Origin of the sequence: Pseudomonas sp. B7 (genome assembly GCF_016735645.1) — a bacterium.
GTDB lineage: Bacteria > Pseudomonadota > Gammaproteobacteria > Pseudomonadales > Pseudomonadaceae > Aquipseudomonas > Aquipseudomonas glycinae.
This window is the reverse complement of record NZ_JAERRE010000010.1, coordinates 129260-147492: the sequence shown is the minus strand read 5'-3', so window position 1 is coordinate 147492 and position 18233 is coordinate 129260. Positions and strand designations below refer to the sequence as shown.

At 62.2% G+C, this 18233-nt stretch carries 12 protein-coding genes and 1 pseudogene; 6 read left to right on the top strand and 7 right to left on the bottom strand.

The window, feature by feature from the left end:
• A partial coding sequence (locus JKA62_RS22090) for an Ig-like domain-containing protein (protein ID WP_201819428.1) occupies window positions 1-5915 on the top strand: 5915 nt, incomplete at its 5' end.
• A 25-nt stretch (window positions 5916-5940) separates the two neighbouring features.
• Here JKA62_RS22090 and JKA62_RS28980 read toward each other — a convergent pair.
• The 4 genes and pseudogenes from JKA62_RS28980 to JKA62_RS22070 form a co-directional block, all read right to left on the bottom strand.
• A pseudogene (locus JKA62_RS28980) lies at window positions 5941-6153 on the bottom strand (DUF454 family protein); the annotation flags it as partial.
• A 134-nt stretch (window positions 6154-6287) separates the two neighbouring features.
• Complete coding sequence (locus JKA62_RS22080) at window positions 6288-6977, bottom strand: hypothetical protein (RefSeq protein WP_041475172.1); 690 nt, start codon at window positions 6975-6977, stop codon at window positions 6288-6290.
• A gap of 117 nt (window positions 6978-7094) precedes the next feature.
• Entirely contained in the window at window positions 7095-7490 is a 396-nt protein-coding gene (locus tag JKA62_RS22075; protein ID WP_064383238.1) for a YbaN family protein, read from the bottom strand.
• A 10-nt stretch (window positions 7491-7500) separates the two neighbouring features.
• The gene (locus JKA62_RS22070) at window positions 7501-8088 is read right to left on the bottom strand and encodes a UPF0149 family protein (RefSeq protein WP_201819426.1); all 588 of its coding nucleotides are present in this window, start codon (window positions 8086-8088) and stop codon (window positions 7501-7503) included.
• 277 nt (window positions 8089-8365) lie between these two features.
• Between JKA62_RS22070 and recQ the strand changes: the two genes are divergently transcribed.
• The 3 genes from recQ (at window position 8366) to JKA62_RS22055 (ending at window position 12979) form a co-directional block, all read left to right on the top strand.
• Window positions 8366-10495: a DNA helicase RecQ gene (gene recQ, locus JKA62_RS22065; protein WP_007958398.1), complete on the top strand. Its 2130-nt coding sequence runs from the start codon at window positions 8366-8368 to the stop codon at window positions 10493-10495.
• 134 nt (window positions 10496-10629) lie between these two features.
• Complete coding sequence (locus tag JKA62_RS22060; RefSeq protein ID WP_007958397.1) at window positions 10630-11064, top strand: MarR family transcriptional regulator; 435 nt, start codon at window positions 10630-10632, stop codon at window positions 11062-11064.
• A 127-nt stretch (window positions 11065-11191) separates the two neighbouring features.
• On the top strand, window positions 11192-12979 hold the full coding sequence (locus JKA62_RS22055; protein ID WP_201819424.1) for a FimV/HubP family polar landmark protein: 1788 nt from the start codon (window positions 11192-11194) through the stop codon (window positions 12977-12979).
• A 6-nt stretch (window positions 12980-12985) separates the two neighbouring features.
• Here the strand turns inward: JKA62_RS22055 and JKA62_RS22050 are convergent, their stop codons facing one another.
• Window positions 12986-15187, bottom strand: a complete 2202-nt coding sequence (locus JKA62_RS22050) for a patatin-like phospholipase family protein (RefSeq protein ID WP_201819422.1) — start codon at window positions 15185-15187, stop codon at window positions 12986-12988.
• A gap of 71 nt (window positions 15188-15258) precedes the next feature.
• Between JKA62_RS22050 and JKA62_RS22045 the strand changes: the two genes are divergently transcribed.
• A complete protein-coding gene (locus JKA62_RS22045) occupies window positions 15259-15546 on the top strand; it encodes a SelT/SelW/SelH family protein (protein WP_011332993.1) in 288 nt (95 codons plus the stop codon).
• Here JKA62_RS22045 and JKA62_RS22040 read toward each other — a convergent pair.
• Complete coding sequence (locus JKA62_RS22040; RefSeq protein ID WP_103385740.1) at window positions 15540-16433, bottom strand: DMT family transporter; 894 nt, start codon at window positions 16431-16433, stop codon at window positions 15540-15542. The genes JKA62_RS22045 and JKA62_RS22040 overlap by 7 nt on opposite strands.
• A 72-nt stretch (window positions 16434-16505) precedes the next feature.
• Window positions 16506-17270 (bottom strand): AraC family transcriptional regulator, encoded by a 765-nt coding sequence (locus JKA62_RS22035; protein ID WP_011332995.1) that lies wholly within the window; start codon window positions 17268-17270, stop codon window positions 16506-16508.
• Window positions 17271-17403: 133 nt separating this feature from the next.
• Between JKA62_RS22035 and JKA62_RS22030 the strand changes: the two genes are divergently transcribed.
• Window positions 17404-18219, top strand: a complete 816-nt coding sequence (locus tag JKA62_RS22030) for a UDP-2,3-diacylglucosamine diphosphatase (protein ID WP_007958385.1) — start codon at window positions 17404-17406, stop codon at window positions 18217-18219.
• Window positions 18220-18233: the final 14 nt, after the last annotated feature.

Below are 18233 nucleotides of genomic sequence, written 5' to 3'. Positions count from 1 at the left end.
CCTACACCATCACCGATGCCGACGGCGACACCAGCACCGCCAACCTTGTGTTGCAGATCCACAACAACGACGATCCGGTGGTCATCAACGGGTTGAACGTCGAGGGCGGCGAACTCACCGTCTACGAAAAAAATCTGAGCGACGGCAGCAGCCCTGACGCTCCAGCCCTGACCCAAAGCGGCACCTTCACCATCACCGCGCTGGACGGCGTCACCACCCTGACCATCGGCGGCATCGCCGTGGTCACCAATGGCGTGGCCGCCGGCTTCCCGCAATCAATCGTCACTCCGTTGGGCAGCACGCTGACCATCACCGGCTTCAACGCTGCAACCGGCGTCGTCAGCTACAGCTACACCCTGGTCGATAACGAAGCGCACCCGACTGCCAACGGCGCGAATGTGCTGAACGAGCAATTCGCCGTGACCGTAGTCGATGACAACGGCACCACCACCAACGCGACGCTGGACGTGAACATCGTCGATGACTTGCCAAAAGGCGTGGACGACAGCAACGCGAGCACCGCGTCGGAAACCAATCTCACGCTGAGCGGCAACGTCCTGACCAACGACGTGCAGGGTGCTGACCGCGTGCCTGTCGGCGAAAACGCCGGCCCGATCACGGCGGGCACTTTCACCGGGAGTTACGGGACATTGGTGCTGAACGCCAACGGCACTTACACCTACACCCTCAATACCAACGATGCGGACTTCAAAAACCTGCACGGCGGTGGCAACGGCACTGAAACCTTCACCTACACCATCACCGATGCCGACGGCGATACCAGCACCGCGAATCTGGTGCTGAACATCCACAACAACGACGATCAGGTGTACCTCAACGGCATCGACGTCAACGGTGGCGAACTCACCGTCTACGAGAAAAACCTCAGCGACGGCACCAGCCCCAACACCCCGTCACTGACCCAGAGCGGCACCTTCACTGTGACTGCCCTCGACGGTCTGCAAACCCTGACCGTGGGGGGCATTGCCGTGATCACCAACGGCGTTGCGGCAGGCTTTCCGCAGTCGGCGGTCACTCCGCTGGGCAGCACGCTGACCATCACCGGATACGACCCGGCCACTGGCGTGGTCAGCTACAGCTACACCCTGGTGGATAACGAAACCCATCCGACCGCCAACGGCGCCAACAGCATCACCGAGAACTTCAACGTGGTGGCGACGGACACCGATGGCAGCACCGCCACCGGGCAGATCAACGTCAACATCATCGACGACCTGCCGACCGCCAAACCCGACGCGACGTCGGTGCAGGAGGGCGGCACCGTCAGCGGCAACGTGCTGGACAACGATATCGGCGGCGCCGACGGCCCGGCTGCCAGTGGCGCGGTAGTGGGCGTGCGCGCCGGTTCCGACACCTCGACCTCGGCCATCGGCGGCCTCAACAGCAACATCAACGGCACCTACGGCTACCTGACCCTCGACGCCAACGGCAACGCGGTCTATCACAGCAACCCGAATGCCGTGAGCGGCCCGGGTGCGGTGGACGTGTTCACCTACACCGTGCGCGATTCCGACGGTGACGAAAGCACCACCACCATTACCATCGACGTCTACAACAGCAAACTGTGCGCGGTCAGCGACACCGACGTCACCGTCTACGAAAAAGCCCTCGATCTGACCAAGGACGGCCAGGATCTGGCTCCTGGCACGGTCACCGGCAGCGATCCGACCAGCACCGGGGAAACAGCGTCCGGCACGCTGGTCGGCTCGGTCACCGGCGCGGTCGGTGCGATCAGCTATGCGCTGGTCGGCAGCGCCACCGGCAACTACGGGCAGATCGTGCTCAACCCCGACGGCACGTACACCTACACCCTGACCTCACCGGCCAGCACCACCCCGCACGCCGATGACGGCGCCAACAGCCTGACCGAAACCTTCACCTACCAGGCCACCGATTCGCTGGGCAACGTCGTCACCAGCAGCCTCGTGGTCAACATCGTCGATGACGTGCCGAAGGCGATCAACGACAGCAACGCCAGCACCGCGTCGGAAACCCAGTTGACCCTCAACGGCAACGTGCTGACCAACGACGTGCAAGGCGCCGACGTGGTGGCGACCGGCCCGAATGCCGGCCCGATCACCCCCGGCACCTTCACCGGGACTTACGGTACGCTGGTGCTGAACGCCAACGGCACGTACACCTACACGCTCAACACCAACGACGCAGACTTCAAAAACCTGCACGGCGGTGGCAACGGCACCGAGACCTTCACCTACACCCTGACCGATGCCGACGGCGACACCAGCACCGCCAACCTGGTGCTGAACATCCACAACAACGACGATCCGGTGGTCCTCAACGGCCTCGACGTGTATGGCGGCGAGCTGACCGTTTACGAGAAAAACCTCAGCGACGGCACCAGTCCCGACACCCCGGCGCTGACCCAGAGCGGCACCTTCACCGTCACCGCCCTCGACGGTCTGCAAACCCTGACCGTGGGCGGCATCGCCGTGATGACCAACGGCGTTGCGGCCGGCTTCCCGCAATCGACCGTCACCCCGCTGGGCAGCACGCTGACCATCACCGGTTACAACCCGACTACCGGCGTGGTCAGTTACAGCTACACCCTGGTCGATAACGAATCCCATCCGAACGCCAACGGCGCCAACAGCATCACCGAGAACTTCAACGTGGTGGCGACCGACACCGACGGCAGCACTGCGACCGGGCAGATCAACGTCAACATCATCGACGACCTGCCGACCGCCAAGGCCGACACCGGCTCGGTGGCGGAGGGCGGCACGGTCAACATCAGCGTGCTGGGCAATGACGTCAGTGGCGCAGATGGCGCGGCGATCGTGGTCGGCGTGCGCGCCGGCGGCAACACCGCGACTTCGGCCATCGGCGGCCTCAACAGCAACATCAACGGCAACTACGGTTACCTGACCCTCGATGCGGCCGGCAACGCGGTCTATCACAGCAACCCGAACTCGGTGAGCCCGCCGGGCGCCACCGACACTTTCACCTACACCATCCGCGACAGTGACGGCGACGAAAGCACCACCACCATCACCGTCAACGTCGCCGACAGCAAGCTTGTGGCCTCGACCGATCAGGACGTGACCGTCTACGAGAAAGCCCTCGACCTGACCCAGGACGGACAAGACCTGGCCCCCGGCACGGTCACCGGCAGCGACCCGGGCAACACCGGCGAAACCGCGACCGGCACGCTGGTCGGTTCGGTCAGCGGCGGCAGCGGGGCGATCACCTACACCCTGGTCGGCAGCGCCACCGGGACTTACGGGCAGATCCAGCTCAACGCCGACGGCACGTACACCTATACCCTGACCTCGGCGCCGAAAACCACGCCGAACGCCAACGACGGGCCGAACACCCTGAGCGAAAGCTTCACCTACAAAGCCACCGATGCGCTGGGCAACAGCACCACCAGCACCATCGTGGTCAACATCGTCGACGACGTGCCAAAAGCGGTAGCCTCGGAGCGTTCGGTGGCGGCGGTGGAGATCGACTCCAACATCCTTATCGTCCTCGACATCTCCGGCAGCATGGCTGACGCCTCCGGCGTACCGGGTCTGTCGCGGCTGGAACTGGCGAAGCAGGCGATCAGCGCCTTGCTCGACAAGTACGACGATCTGGGCGATGTGAAAGTGCAGCTCGTCACCTTCAGCAGCAACGCCACCGACCGCACTTCGGTGTGGGTCGATGTCGCGACGGCCAAGACCCTTCTGGCCGGCCTCAGCGCGGGCGGCGGCACCAACTACGACGCTGCCGTGGCAACCATGTACAACGCGTTCAACACCTCGGGCAAACTCACCGGGGCACAGAACGTCGGCTACTTCTTCTCCGACGGCAAACCCAACGAGGGTGACATCGGCACCGCCGACGAAGCGACGCTCAAGGCGTTCCTCGATGCCAACAACATCAAGAACTACGCGATCGGCCTGGGCAGCGGCGTGAGCAACGCCAATCTCGATCCGCTGGCGTACGACGGCATCACGCACACCAACACCAACGCAGTGGTGGTCACCGACCTTAATCAACTCAATTCGGTGCTGTCCGGCACTGTTGAGGGCGCGCCGGTCACCGGTTCGTTGATCGGCGAGGGCGGCACGTTCGGCGCCGATGGCGGGTTCATCAAGTCCATCGTGGTCGACGGCACCACCTACACCTATGACCCGAAAGCCAACGGCGGGCAGGGTTCACTGGTCGCCAGCGGCGGCGCCAACCACGGCACGTTCAACACGGTGAACAACACCCTGAGCATCGCCACCAACAACAGCGGCACCCTGGTGGTCAACCTCGATACCGGCGACTACAGCTACACCTCGCAGAAAACTACCACCGTGGTGATCACCGAGAACATCGGCTTCACCCTCAGCGACAACGACGGCGACCTCGCCAGCTCGACCCTGACCGTGAAAGTGATCCCCAACGCGCCTCCGGTGGCGGTGGACGACCACATCATCACCAACGTGCTGTCGGGCAACATCGTGGTGCCGGGCGAACTGTTGCTGGCCAACGACACCGACCCGAACGGCGACACCCTCAACGCCACGCCAACCTCGTTCAACACCGGCTGGATCTCCAAATCCGCGGACTTCACCGGCAGCGGCGCGATCAGCTTCACCGGCACCAACGCCAACACCGCCGCCAACCAGAACCTGGCCAACGTGCGCAATGCGTTCAGCGCCAACGCCGCAACCATGACCGCCGTGCTGGTGGTCAGCGGCTACCTCGGCGCGGTCACCAACACCAATGCCAACGATGAAGACCGCATCACCGTCAACCTGCGCCAGGGTGAAACCCTCAACCTGGACCACAACCTGGCGGCCGGTCACATCACCATGGAGTACTCGATCAATGGCGGCGCCTGGATCGCCCTCGCGGACGGCCAGACCCTGACCGCGACGTCCGACGGCGTCTACCAGATCCACATCACCAACATCACCAACACCACGGGCAGCAACGCCAACGCGGCGGAGAACTACCAGCTGACCATGACCCTCAACTACGCCGGGGCCCACGACATCACCCCGGACTACCACGGCACCTACACCGCCAACGACAACCACGGCGGCAGTGACACGGCGAACGTGACCATCAGCTATCAGGACGGCCACACCCTCACCGGTACCTCGGGCGATGACGTGCTGGTGGCCGGCACCGGCGACAACATCATCAACGCCGGCGACGGCAACGATGTACTGACCGCAGGCTCCGGCAACAACGAACTGCACGGCGGGGCCGGCAACGACTTGCTCTACAGCGGCCCGGGCAACGACCTGCTCGACGGCGGCACTGGCATCGACACCGCCAGCTACGCCCACGCCACTGCCGGGGTGACGGTCAACCTCGGCCTGCTCGGTGCGCAAAACACCATTGGTGCCGGGACAGACACCCTGACCGGTATCGAAAACCTGGTCGGCTCGAACTTCAACGACACCCTCACCGGCGACAACAATAACAACGTGATCAACGGCGGTCTGGGCAACGACATCCTCAACGGCGGCGGGGGCGATGACCTGCTGATCGGCGGGATGGGCAACAACACCCTGACCGGCGGGCCGGGCGCCGACACCTTCCAGTGGCTCAAGGGCAACAGCGGTCATGACCTCGTCACCGACTTCACTCCAGGCACCGACAAGCTCGACCTGTCGCAACTGCTGCAAGGTGAAAACGGCACCTCGGCGTCACTGGATGACTACCTGCACTTCACCGTCACCGGCAGCGGCGCCTCGGTCATGACCAGCATCGATGTCAGCGCCATGGCCGGCGCCACGCCTAACCAGACCATCGACCTGGCCGGCGTCAACCTCGCCAGTCATTACGGCGTGACGCCGGGGGCCGGTGGGTTGATCGCCAGCGGGCACGATACGGCGACGATCATCAACGGCATGCTGAATGATCATTCGTTGAAGGTGGATACGGTGTAAGCCGGAGCTGAAACGACAAAACCCGCTATCCCGGTTGAACGGGAGAGCGGGTTTTCAGAGCCGGGACTGGAAAACAAATACGTCCCCATTTCCTTTGCACCAGGTAGCACGAGAACAGAATGCTCGCCCAAATCAGCCTGATCGCGTAGCCCTTGCTTTTGAGCAGAATGCCGTTGCCATCAAGATAATCACGGATCCATGGCCCGAGCCGGGGATGCTCGACCAGCCATTGGTAGAAAAGGGCCGGTGAATAAATGCGTCCCCTTTTCACCCGCCGTTTCTCCCAACCGGTCAACGCAACGTACACTTTCTCTATTTCAGGACTGGATAATCTCTTATTTGTTAACTCTTTTCGCCTAGGTCGGGTTAGTGCTAACTCCATTTAATTATTTTGATTTCGAAGGTGCCGCGAATTTCGAAGCTAGATATTTCCTTGTTGTCCGTCGCTGTGTACTGGTATCTATCTTTGCCAAAAGAGTAATCAGAATATATAAAATTGTTCGAGTGATAAATAAGTATGTCGAGTGAGTGGCCCGCGTGATTGAATTCTATTGTTTTTGCAGTCGATGGTAGTGTGAATCTTGAATTGATCCCGCCTGCCACTAACAGTTTGATGTTATTTGCCGAGATAATACGTGCTGGGTAGAATCCCTGATTTTGGGGGGTAAAGGTTAATTCGCTCGGGAATATAAAAGATGCATTAGTTGGAAGGATCTGGTCAGGTGTACTCCTAAAGTCTTCTATTGTTTCATTCGTGCCCACGGTCAATGCCCATTGGTCAGTGGGCACCGAACTTGAGTTTGCTCGCAAGCCAAAGGTGTGCACCCCGTCCAGCATATTCAGCACTCGATGGAGGTATCGACCGCTCTGGTTGTACACGCTGCCGGCTGGGGTCAAAACCTTAAGTGTGCCGTTATGGGTATCGGTTATTTCCAGCGGATTTCCGGGCGGCCCGTCAGCACCCATTTCGATGCCTTTGGATTGCGTGGTGTCGGGGTTATTCAGCGGAGTTCCACCGGGATACGTGGTGAAGAAAGAGAAAAACGGATTCTGGGTGCTCATGAGAAACGCTCCTTCGTGGACTCAGCCGTTTCTGCCGGATCAGAAGCGGGCCTGTGACATGAAGCACCATCAGAGGAATGTTGCGCACCTGTCAACTCCGACAGTCACGACAAGCGGTCAAGGCTTGCGCAAGGTCTTCTGCCGCAGGATATAAACCGTCACCAGCACCGCACTGGTGAGCATGAACCCCCGCGCCCACGGCAGCGGCACCAGGTAGCACGAGAACAGAATGCTCGCCCACATCAGCCCGATCGCGTAGACCTTGCCCTTGAGCGGAATGCCGTTGCCGTCGAGGTAATCGCGGATCCATGGCCCGAGCCGGGGATGTTCGACCAGCCATTGGTAGAAACGCGGAGAGCTGCGGGCGAAGCAGGCGGCTGCCAGCAGCAGGAAGGGAGTCGTGGGGAGAACAGGCAGGAAAATCCCGATCACCCCCAATGCCACGCTGAGCCAGCCGATGGCCAGCAGGATGTAGCGCAACATCAGGGGGCGGTTGCCTATGGGGTTGTCCATAGGCCGGATCTTAGTGGTGACGTGGCTTGAGGATCGCCGGTTTTTCGTCGGGCGCCTGGCACAGCAGGTACAGCGCGGTCAGGGCTTCCGGGATCTGCACGATCATGTCGTCCATCAGGTTGTCGTCCTTGGCGATGTCTTCGAACTCGGGCTGTTCGTCGAACAGGCCCGAACCGACCATGATCGGCAGGAGCATTTCGCTGACTTCTTCTTCGGCGGTTTCGAACCAGGCCGCTTCGCGCAGGAACACGCCTTCCATGAAACCGATGCACCAGCCGCGCAGCTCGGAATCGTCCGGGTCGTCGCCCAGGTCCAGTTCGCAGGGCAGCTCGAATTCTTCATCCGACGCCAGTTGGCGGGCGATGTGGGCCTTGAGGCCGATCAGCGTGGCTTCGATTTCTTCACGCTGGGCTTCGCTGCTGTAATGCGGCTCTTCGGCGAACAGGGCGTCGATCCACTCACGATCCGGCACCACATCGGCGCAGATCGACAGCGCGGTCAGGTAACCGTGAGCGGCCACGTAGTCCAGCGCCTCTTCATGCAGCTCGTCGGCGTCGAGGAAGACTTGCAGGCGGGTTAGTTGCTCGGCGAAGGACATTAAAGGGCTACCTTGGGGGAATAAACAATGCGGGAATTCTAGGCCTTCTTGAGCCCTCAAGCCAGCCGCACGGCAGATTTGCCCGTACAAGCTTCTTATCGGCGGTGCCCTTTGCCGGGAAGGGCTCGGGTATACTGCCGCGCTTTGCGATCCCTGCCGGTGTCGCGGCTGATTGTGTAGGGCGCGATGCAATGCGCGCTTACGTTTTGTTTAAAGCAGCCTCGGCTGTCTTGAACCAGCCTGTGCAGGGATGTTTCGGTGGATTTTTGGAGTTTTTATGCTCGAGCAGGCTCAACGCGTCCTCAAGGACATCTTCGGCTACGACAGTTTCCGTGGCCGTCAGGGTGCAATCATTGAGCGCGTGGCCAGTGGCGGTGATGCCCTTGTCCTGATGCCGACCGGCGGCGGTAAATCCCTGTGTTTCCAGGTGCCGGCGCTGCTGCGCGACGGCCTGGCGGTGGTGGTGTCGCCGCTGATCGCGCTGATGGACGATCAGGTCGCCACCCTCGAAGAGCTGGGCGTGGCCGCCGCCGCGTTGAACTCCACACTGAGCGCCGAACAGCAGCGCGACCTCGCCAACCGGATCAAGCGCGGCGAAGTGAAAATGTTGTATCTGGCGCCGGAGCGTCTGGTGCAGCCGCGCATGCTGTCGTTCCTGCAAGGCTTGAACATCGCGCTGTTCGCCATCGACGAAGCGCACTGCGTATCGCAATGGGGTCACGACTTCCGTCCGGAATACCTGCAACTGGGGCAACTGGCGGAAATGTTCCCCGACGTGCCGCGCATTGCCCTGACCGCCACCGCCGACAAGCGCACCCGCGAAGAAATCGTCACCCGCCTGCATTTGCAGAACGCCGAGCGTTTCCTGTCGAGCTTCGACCGGCCGAACATCTTCTACCGCATCGTGCCCAAGGAGCAGCCGCGCAAGCAGTTGCTGGCGTTCCTGGCCGAACGGCGCAGCGATGCCGGCATCGTCTACTGCCTTTCGCGCAAGAAGGTGGAGGAGGTGGCCGCGTTTCTCACCGAGCAGGGCTTCCCGGCGCTGCCTTACCACGCCGGTCTGCCCAACGATCTGCGTGCCTATCACCAGAAGCGCTTCCTCAACGAGGAAGGGCTGATCATGGTCGCCACGGTGGCGTTCGGCATGGGCATCGACAAACCCAATGTGCGCTTCGTCGCTCACCTCGATCTGCCGAAATCCCTTGAGGCGTATTACCAGGAAACCGGGCGCGGCGGCCGTGACGGCCTACCGGCGGACGCGTGGATGGCCTATGGTCTGCAAGACGTGGTGATGCTCAAGCAGATGCTGCAGAACTCCGAGGGCGACGAACGCCACAAGCGTCTGGAGCAGCACAAGCTCGACGCCATGCTCTCGCTCTGCGAAGAAACCCGCTGCCGTCGTCAGGCGCTGCTGGCGTACTTCGACGAAGACATGCCGGAGCCATGCGGCCACTGCGACAACTGCACCGACGGCGTGCAGACCTGGGACGCCACCGAGCCTGCGCGTCAGGCGCTGTCGGCGATCTATCGCACCGGCCAGCGTTATGGCGTCGGCCATCTGGTGGACGTGCTGCTGGGCAAGGACAACGAAAAGGTCCGCAGCTTCGGCCATCAGCACCTGTCGGTGTACGGCGTCGGCAAGGCGTTGAGCGAGAGCGAATGGCGCTCGCTGTTCCGTCAGCTGGTTGCCCGCGGTCTGGCCGATGTCGATCACGAAGGTTATGGCGGGCTGCGCCTGAGCGACACCTGCCGGCCGCTGCTCAAGGGGGAAGTGAGCCTGGAGCTGCGCCGCGACCTCAAGCCGCAAGTCAGCGCCAAGAGCGGCAGCAAGAGCCCGGCCAGCCAACTCGTGCGCGGCGAAGAGCGCGAACAGTGGGAAGCGTTGCGTGCCCTGCGGCGCAAACTGGCGGAAGAACATGGCGTGCCGCCGTATGTCATCTTCCCCGACTCGACCCTGCTGGAAATGCTCCGCAGCCAGCCGACCTCGCTGGCGGACATGGCCCGGGTCAGCGGCGTCGGTGCGCGCAAGCTGGAGCGGTACGGCGAGGCCTTTCTCGAAGTGCTCGGCGGCGAGGCCGAGGCGCCGAAAGTGGTGGCCGACGTGCGCCACGAACTGATCACCCTGGCCCGTGCCGGCATGACGCCGTTGCAGATCTCCGGTCAGCTGCAGTGCTCGGAAAAGAACGTCTACACCATGCTCGCCGAAGCCATCGGCAAGCAGCAGCTGTCGCTGGAACAGGCGCTGGATCTGCCGGAAGACCTGATGGGCGAAGTCCAGGATGCGTTCCTCGACGGCGAAGGCGAGTTGCCGTCGGTCGCCGAAGTGGCCGAGCTGTTTGCCGGTCGTGTACCGGAAGGCGTGCTTTACTGCGTGCGGGCTGCGCTGCAATCCGAGTTTGAAATGTAAGAGGGTGTTTGTGCCAACCGTTATACGGTTGTAACGATTCAGTACAGGACGCCTCTTGCCTATAGGCAAATGTCATGCTTAGCTGACTAATAATTAGTTTTTCTCTATTTGTTCAGTCTACTCATGAGTGTTTTATGCCGTTAACCGATCAACACCGTTTTGGCATGCAATTGGCCCAGATGTCCCGTGGCTGGCGTGCCGAACTGGATCGCCGGCTGGCTGGCCTGGGCCTGTCCCAGGCACGCTGGCTGGTGCTGCTGCATCTGGCGCGTTTCGAAGAGGCGCCGACCCAGCGGGAGCTGGCGCAGAGCGTCGGCGTCGAAGGGCCGACCCTGGCTCGTCTGCTCGACAGTCTGGAAAGCCAGGGCCTGGTGCAACGCCAGTCCGTGATGGAAGACCGCCGGGCGAAAAAAATCGTGCTGTGCTCACCGGCGCTGCCGCTGATCGAACAGATCGAAACCATTGCCACGCAACTGCGCAAGGAATTGTTCGAAGGCGTCGACGAGGCGGATCTGAAGGTCTGTATGCGGGTTCACGGGCACATTCTGGCCAATCTGGAAAAGTCTTGAGGCACAACCGCGTGCCGTTTTTTTGAGAGATCGCGCTGGGCAGACTATAAGAACTACTGGGCAATATCGTGTTCGTACCGGATGTGCGAACGCATAGAAGTCGGTTTTGCTTATTTAAGGGATGCTCATGCTCGGAAGTCGGCACGTGGTACTGCGTTGCGCCAACTCGCTGCTGGTGGCCGGTGTTCTCACCTGGTCCACCGCGTCAATGGCGCTGGGGCTCGGTGACATCACCGTGCATTCAGCCCTCAATCAGCCGCTCAAGGCTGACATCGCCCTGGTGGATGTCGGGGGCGTCAGCGAAAGCGAACTGGCGGTCCGTCTGGCCTCGGCGGAGGAGTTTGGCCGCGCCGGCGTCGAGCGCGTGTTCTTTCTCAACAACCTCAAGTTCACCCCGATCCTGCGTGGCAATCGCAACATGATCCGGGTGACTTCCAGCAAACCGGTCAACGAACCCTTTCTGAATTTCCTGGTGCAGCTCGATCAGCCCAACGGCCACCTGCTGCGCGAATACACCGTACTGATCGACCCGCCGGGTTCGCCGGGAATTGTCCCGGCCACCGATGAGCCAACTGCGCGTGCGCAGTCGTCGGAATTCCCGACCCCCGAGGCTCCGTCCGCAACCACGCCGGCCAAACCTGCTGCGCCTGTTCAGCCACCGGCTCCGGTCGTTGACGCGCAGGCTGAGCAACTGGCGGCGAGCCTTGTGCAGAACCAGCAACTGCAAAAAACCATCGATGAATTGAACGTGAAGCTTCAGGCCCAGGAAGTGCTGATCGCTGACGGCAAGAAACAGCTCGGTGACTTACAGGCCCGCCTGATTGAGGTGCAACAGGCGCGGCCGGCACCGGTAGCCCCTGTGGTCCCTGCGCCTGCGCCGGTCATTGCCCCGGTCGAGTCTCAAGAGGATTCACTCAACTGGCCGTTGCTCGGCGGACTGCTGCTGGTACTGGGTTTGTTGGTGGCAGGGCTTTACGTGCGCCGGCAACGACAGCAGGCGCAAGGGACTGCTGCGCCGTTGCCGTTCCTGCCGGCTCGAAACGAACCCCCGGACGCCGATGCCGAACCGATGCAGCCGAGCGCCGTTCACAGTGCTGTCGAACATCGCGAAGAACACGCCAACGGCGATGTGCTGGAAGCGGTCGGCATTTATCTGGCCTACGGTCGTTTGGGTGAGGCTGCCGGCCTGTTGCGCGATGCGTTGCAGCGAGAGCCGGAGCGCATCGACCTCGGCGTGCAGTTACTTGAAGTGCTGGGGCGGCAGGGCGACACGCCGGCCTATGACGAGCAGGAAAATCGTCTGCGCTCGCTCGGGGTCGAGGATCGGCGTTTGCAGGAAATTCGCGCCCGCTACCCGAAACTGGTCAGCGCAGCACCTCTGGTGGCGGCGGCCCCGGTGATTGCCGCGTTGCCGATCGACCCCGCGACGCCTGTGGAGCCGGTGGCCGAAGACAATTTCGAGCTGAATCTGGATCAGCTCTCGATGGCGTCCAGTTGGGATCTTGAGGAAACTCGCCCGACCAGCGCGGCGCCTGAACAGGCACCCTCAACGCTCGGCTCCGATCTGCAGGTATTGCCACAGGATTTCGAACTGCCGGAAAGCCTGCCCGACGAAGCGGAAACCGCCGAGCTCGAATGGATCGTCGAGCCGGAAGCGCAACCGCTGGACGAGGACTTTCTCAACGAGTTTGGCGATCCCGGCCCGACGCTGTCGCTGGAGCCACTGGAGTTGCATGCTCCGGAACTGGACTCCGAACCCTCGGACGCCGCCAACGCCGGCAAGCTCGAACAGGCCCAGACCTGCATCGATGACGGCGATATCGACAGCGCCATTGCCTTGCTCAACGAACTGCTCAAGGAAGCCGACGAACCCCTCAAGCAAACGGCGCGCACGCTGTTGGCGGGGATTCGCTGACCGCCTTCAGAAGGTCTGCCCGAGGTTCAGGTACACCGCCTGTTCATCCGCATCGTTCAGGCCATAGCTGAAATTCAACGGCCCCAGCGGCGTATCGAAGCCGATGAACACGCTGGCGGCGTTGATGTAGCCGCTGTCGAACTCATTGTCGTTGTTCCAGGCCCGGCCGCGTTCCAGTGACGCACCGGCGTACAACGGGAAGTCCAGCGGCAGGTAAGAGCGTGGCGTGAGGCGGCGGTAATACACTGCGCGCATCAGACTGACGTTCTGCCCGGAGATCGCGTCTTCGCGGAAACCGGACAATTGCCGAGCGCCGCCCAGCAGGAAACTGGAGGTCACCACGTTGGCATCGTCCAGCGTGCGGCCGTAACGACCACCCAGAATCAGCGTGTCAGGTCCACTGCTCATGGCCTTGTCCAGTTTGAATTCCCACTGCCGGTAGCGTGTGTCGGAACCCAGGCTCGGCTCGAACTGCACCAGCGTCAGGCCGATGTCTTCGCCTTCGTGGGGGAAGTAGACGTTGTCCAGCGAGTCGAACGAGTACTTCAGCGCATAGAACCCTTCGTTGAAGTTTTCGCTCGGCAGATCCTGATCGCCGATCCGCACATCCGCCTTGCCCCAGGCCTCGCCAACCCCGAAGCGCACTTCGCCGCTGTTGCCGATCTGCCGGCCGACATTGAGGCCAAAGCCGTAGCGCTCGACGCGATACTGGGCGATCGGATCGTTGTCCAGAACCGAGTCGACGTTCTGTGCGGCGAACGATGCATAAGGCGCCACGAAGTAGCGAGAGCCGACGTCCAGCGGCTGATAGAACTCGCTGTACAACTCTTGTTTGTCGCCGATCTGTGCCCGGGTCAGCCACTCCGCGCCGAGGCGGTTGATGCCGTTCATGCGGTAACTGGCGCCGAGGTTGAAGGCGCTGTCGCCGCGCATGTCATCCGACAGGTTGAGGCCGACCCGCAGGTAATCGGTGCCGGTGCGTTTGCCGCGCGCGCTGATCACCAGCGTGTGATCCGATCCCTTGTGCACCACGCGGTATTGCACCTGCTCGAAGTAATCGAGGCCGTACAGGGTGCCCATGTCGGTTTGCAGACGACCCAGGTCCAGCGGTTCACCGATGTGCTGGCGGATGTAATAGCGGATCACGTCATCGCCGACTTTCGAGTCGTTCTCGACCTTGATCGCGGTGATGATCGGTGTGCGCTGGCCTGGCGCGCGGGCGGCGTTGAGCTCGGCGTCCTGCGATTGCGCGGGTTTGAGGCGGGCGAGGCGCACGTCCAGAGCCTGGGTCGCGCGGTAGCCGGCGTCGATCATCTCCTGGCCGCGACCGAAGTCGGTGGCGCCGAAACTGGCCAGCGGCGGTTGGATCAGCACGTCATCGGGATGCAGGGTCGCCAGTTGCTCTTCGGAGTTGCGACGAGTCATCAGGGTGATCGACTGGTTCAGCACATCGACCACGGTCACCAGTTGCTTGCGGTTGCGCAGCGGGGTGCCGATGTCGACCACGATGGCCACGTCGACGCCCATTTCACGGGCCACGTCGAGAGGGATGTTGTCGGTCATGCCGCCATCCACCAGCAATCGGCCGTCGAGTTCGACCGGGGCGAACACCGCCGGGATCGACATGCTGGCGCGGATCACCTGGGGCAGGTGACCTTTGCGGAACACCACTTTTTCGCCGTTGGCGATGTCGGTGGTCACGGCGCGGAACGGGATCGGCAGCTTGTCGAAATCCCGGGTGTCGCTGGTGTGGGCCAACAGGCTTTCCAGCAGCAGCGCGAGGTTCTGGCCCTGAATCACGCCCAATGGCAGGCCGAGGCTGCCGTCATCGCGAAAGCTCAGTTTCTGTTTCACCAGAAAATCGCGGTCGTCCTGCTTGCGCCGGAACGGCACGTCTTCCCGGGGCGGAGCGTCGGACAGTGCCTGCTGCCAGTCGATGGTCAGGGCGAGTTTTTCCAGCTCGTCGATCTTGTAGCCCGAGGCGTAAAGCCCGCCGACCACCGCGCCCATGCTGGTGCCGGCAATCGCATCGATCTTGATGCCTTGCTCTTCCAAGGCCTTGAGCACACCGATGTGCGCCAGTCCACGGGCCGCGCCGCCGGACAGCACCAGGCCGACTTTCGGGCGTGTGGCCTCACTGGCATGGACGCTGACACCAGCGAACAGGGGAAGGAAACCAAGCAGCAGGCAGATCAGCAGACGACGCATCGTGAGTCTCGGGGCGAGCGATAAAGCCGGCTATTATAGCGGCGCCCTCTGGCTCAGGAGTTTCAGCGATCATGACCGTCACAAAACCGGAAATCGTCATCACTTATTGCACGCAATGCCAGTGGCTGTTGCGCGCCGCGTGGCTGGCGCAAGAGCTGCTCAGCACCTTCGGCGACGATCTTGGCAAAGTGTCACTGGTGCCGGGCACCGGCGGGATATTCCACATTACCTGCAACGACGTGCAGATCTGGGAACGCAAGGCCGACGGCGGTTTCCCGGAGGCCAAGGTGCTCAAGCAGCGGGTGCGCGACCAGATCGATCCTGACCGCGACCTAGGCCACAACGACCGTACTCAGTGAGAGGCGGCTTCGGCCGCGACGGTTTTCTTGTCGCTGCTGCCTGACATCCGGCTCGATACCACGATCGCAACGATGATCAGCGCGCCGCCGATCAGCATGCGCAGGGTCGGATCTTCATCGAACAGCAGCCACGCCACGGTAATCCCGTACACCGGCTCCATGGCGAACACCACTGCGGCGGTGCGCGCCTTGATCACCGCCAGGCTGGCGACGAACAGACTGTGGGCGACGCCGGTGCAGAACACCCCGAGCAAACCGATCCACAACCAGTCGATGGCCCGCACTTCGCTCAGTTGCGGCGCCGCCACCGGCAGCAGACACAACGCCACCACCACGTTCTGACACAGCGCCGCCTGCACCGCCGGGATGCGCCCGGAGCTGGCGCGGTTGGTCAGCGACAACAGCGAAAACAGCAGGCCGGACAGGATCGCCCAGAGCAGGCCCGTGGTCGCGCCGCTGGCCAGATCGAACGCCGGGGTCACCAGCACCAGCCCGATACTGACCAACGCTACCAGCACGATTTCATTGGCGCGGATGCGTTCGCGGAAGATCAGCCCTTCGAGGATCACCGTGAAGGCCGGGAAACTGGCGAAACCCAAGGTCGCAATGGCGACACCCGCAACCTTGACCGCAATGAAGAAACTCACCCAGTGCCCGGCCAGCAGCACGCCGCTCAGGGCCAGTCGCCGCCAGTCGACGGCTTGCAGTTTCTGCCAGCCGCCCTGTTGGGCGAAACGGGCGAAAAACGCCAGGGCCAACACGGCAAACGCGGCGCGTCCGAACACGATGACGGCAGGCGTTGCGGCCGCGAGTTTGCCGAAGACGCCGGTCAGGCCGAACATCAGTGCGCCGATATGCAGGGCGCCGAGGGCGGTACGAGGAGTCATTGCAGTCCTTTTTCCAAACACCATTACAGACACACATTGAAGCGTGTCACGACGCAAAAGTCTGTCGGCAGGCTATCGACTTTTGTCGTCAGCCTCGCGTCGCAATTGTGTAGGAGAGGTGCCGAACTCACGCAGGACGGCGGCCGAAAATGCGCTTTGCGAGTTGTAGCCGACACGGCTGGCCACTTCACCGATGGGCAGCGTGGTGTTGCGCAACAGCGCCACGGCTTTATGCAGCCGGCGACTGCGAATGTAGTCCATCGGTGTCTGCCCGCATTCGGCGACGAACCGCGCATGCAGGCGGGCGCTGGACAATCCGGCGACGCGCGCCAGATCCGCGACTTGCAGCGGATAGGCTGCGTACTGCTCTATGTGCGCGTCGAGTGCCGCGTAGGGCAGGCGGCGCGCGACGATCTCGACGGGTGGCACGTGGTTCAGGCTCGCCAGCAGCAACACCGCGCCTTGTTGCGCAATCAACGGGTCGTCCACCGGACTGTTCGCCAGCCAGTTGACCAGTTGACCTTGCCCGGCATCCAGCGACAATCGGGCGGCGTTGTCCAGCAGGCGGCGGCTGGCATCGGCGTGATTGCCCAGCGAGCGCTCCAGCCATTGTTCGTCCGGCACATCCAGCACCAGACAGCGGCTGCCCTTGGGGCTGCCGCACGCGTGATGCGCGCCGGCGGGGATCACCACGAAGCTCTGCTGCAATACCTGACTGCCACGCCCTTCGACTTCGAAATCCAGCGCGCCTGACAGGCCGAACACCAGTTGCGCGTGGTCGTGGCTGTGGGCGATCAGGTCGTGGCTGTAATGGCGCAGGGTCAGGATCGGGTGCATGGTGGTCTCCGGGCGAGCCGCCAGTCTACACCGGCGCAGGGGGCGACGCCTTTGTCACACGACTGACGCACACCTGTCATGGTCGATTAACCGGGCGCGCGCAGAGTGGCGAAAACATCGCAGAGGGTTGCCCATGACCAGCGCCGAGCTCGCCAGACCCAGCCGTAAACAAAGGGTTCGCACCTTGTGGATTTCCGACGTGCACTTGGGCACGAGGGATTGCCAGGCCGAGCATCTGTCGCAATTTCTCAAGGGTTATCACGCCGACAAGATCTACCTGGTCGGCGACATCATCGACGGCTGGAAACTGCGCGGTGGCATGTACTGGCCGCAGGCGCACACCAACGTGATCCGCCGTTTGCTGACCATGAGCAAGCGCGGCACCGAGGTGATCTATGTCACCGGCAACCACGACGAATTCCTGCGCCGCTATTCGAAGCTGATTCTGGGCAATATCCAGCTGGTCGACGAGGCGGTACACGTCACCGCCGATGGCCGGCATCTGCTGGTGATTCACGGTGACCAGTTTGACGTGATCACCCGTTATCACCGCTGGCTGGCGTTCCTCGGCGATTCGGCCTACGAGTTCACCCTGACCCTCAACCGCTGGCTCAATCACTGGCGGGCGAAATACGGTTACGGCTACTGGTCGTTGTCGGCCTATCTCAAGCACAAGGTGAAGACCGCGGTCAGCTTTATCAGCGACTTCGAGGAAGCCATCGCCCACGAATGCGTGAAGCGCGAGTTGCACGGGGTGGTCTGCGGACACATTCACCACGCCGAGATCCGCAAGGTCGGCGAGGTGGATTACCTCAATTGTGGCGACTGGGTGGAGTCGTGCACGGCGCTGATCGAGCACTGGGATGGCACGATCGAGCTGTATCGCCTGGCCGATGCGCAGGCGCGGGAAGCCGAACTGAAAGCGGCGAAGGTTGCCGAACTGGCCTGAGTTTTCAAATCAAC

Bases quoted from the DNA above. Each gene is read 5' to 3' on its own strand.
- JKA62_RS22075 (WP_064383238.1), bottom strand. From the start codon at position 7,490: ATGGACAACCCCATAGGCAACCGCCCCCTGATGTTGCGCTACATCCTG.
- JKA62_RS22080 (WP_041475172.1), bottom strand. From the start codon at position 6,977: ATGAGCACCCAGAATCCGTTTTTCTCTTTCTTCACCACGTATCCCGGT.
- JKA62_RS22030 (WP_007958385.1), top strand. From the start codon at position 17,404: ATGACCAGCGCCGAGCTCGCCAGACCCAGCCGTAAACAAAGGGTTCGC.
- JKA62_RS22035 (WP_011332995.1), bottom strand. From the start codon at position 17,270: ATGCACCCGATCCTGACCCTGCGCCATTACAGCCACGACCTGATCGCC.
- JKA62_RS22070 (WP_201819426.1), bottom strand. From the start codon at position 8,088: ATGTCCTTCGCCGAGCAACTAACCCGCCTGCAAGTCTTCCTCGACGCC.
- JKA62_RS22055 (WP_201819424.1), top strand. From the start codon at position 11,192: ATGCTCGGAAGTCGGCACGTGGTACTGCGTTGCGCCAACTCGCTGCTG.
- recQ (WP_007958398.1), top strand. From the start codon at position 8,366: ATGCTCGAGCAGGCTCAACGCGTCCTCAAGGACATCTTCGGCTACGAC.
- JKA62_RS22045 (WP_011332993.1), top strand. From the start codon at position 15,259: ATGACCGTCACAAAACCGGAAATCGTCATCACTTATTGCACGCAATGC.
- JKA62_RS22050 (WP_201819422.1), bottom strand. From the start codon at position 15,187: ATGCGTCGTCTGCTGATCTGCCTGCTGCTTGGTTTCCTTCCCCTGTTC.
- JKA62_RS22040 (WP_103385740.1), bottom strand. From the start codon at position 16,433: ATGACTCCTCGTACCGCCCTCGGCGCCCTGCATATCGGCGCACTGATG.
- JKA62_RS22060 (WP_007958397.1), top strand. From the start codon at position 10,630: ATGCCGTTAACCGATCAACACCGTTTTGGCATGCAATTGGCCCAGATG.